Source organism: Pseudomonas sp. 30_B, from assembly GCF_017491605.1.
Classification (GTDB): Bacteria; Pseudomonadota; Gammaproteobacteria; order Pseudomonadales; family Pseudomonadaceae; genus Pseudomonas.
The window spans coordinates 1-549 of record NZ_JAFGYY010000143.1; the positions used below are offsets into that span (position 1 = coordinate 1).

1 protein-coding gene is annotated in these 549 nt (G+C 70.5%); it reads left to right on the forward strand.

The annotated features are described in order from the left end of the window. On the forward strand, nucleotides 1–466 hold a 466-nt coding region (locus tag J5M67_RS27635), incomplete at its 5' end, for a sodium-independent anion transporter (protein ID WP_207888571.1). Between the last annotated feature and the right edge of the window lie 83 nt (nucleotides 467–549).

Genomic DNA, 549 nt, shown 5'->3' on the forward strand with positions numbered 1-549 from the left:
GCCCAGCACGCTCACGTTGCGGCAATTGTCCGCGCCGAACGTGAGCGTGCTGGGCCGGCTGCGCGGGAGCCACGCTTTCGTCGACGTATCGATGCACGAGGATGCGAAGCCGATCCCCGGCGTGCTGATCGTGCGGCCGGCAGCCCAGCTCTTCTTCGCGAACGCGGAGCGCGTGCTGACCATGGCGAGGCGCCTCGCGCGCGACGCGCAGCCGCCCGTGCACACGGTGATGCTGAGTCTCGAGGAATCGCCCGACGTCGACGGCACGACGATCGAGGCGCTGAAGACGTTCGGCGCCGAATGCGATGCGCGCGGCTGGCGCCTCGCGCTCGTGCGCCTGAAGCCGAACGTGCTGCGCGTGCTGCAACGCGCGGCGGACGGCGGGCTGCGCGCGGATGCGCTGTCGGAGCTGAGCGTCGACGAGAGCCTGCAATCGCTGACGGCGGGCGAGTTGCCGCGCGCGTGACGGACGCGGATGCGGGCGCGATGCGTCGATGCGTGACGCTCGATGTCCGATGTCCGATGTCCGATGTCCGATGTCCGCTGTCC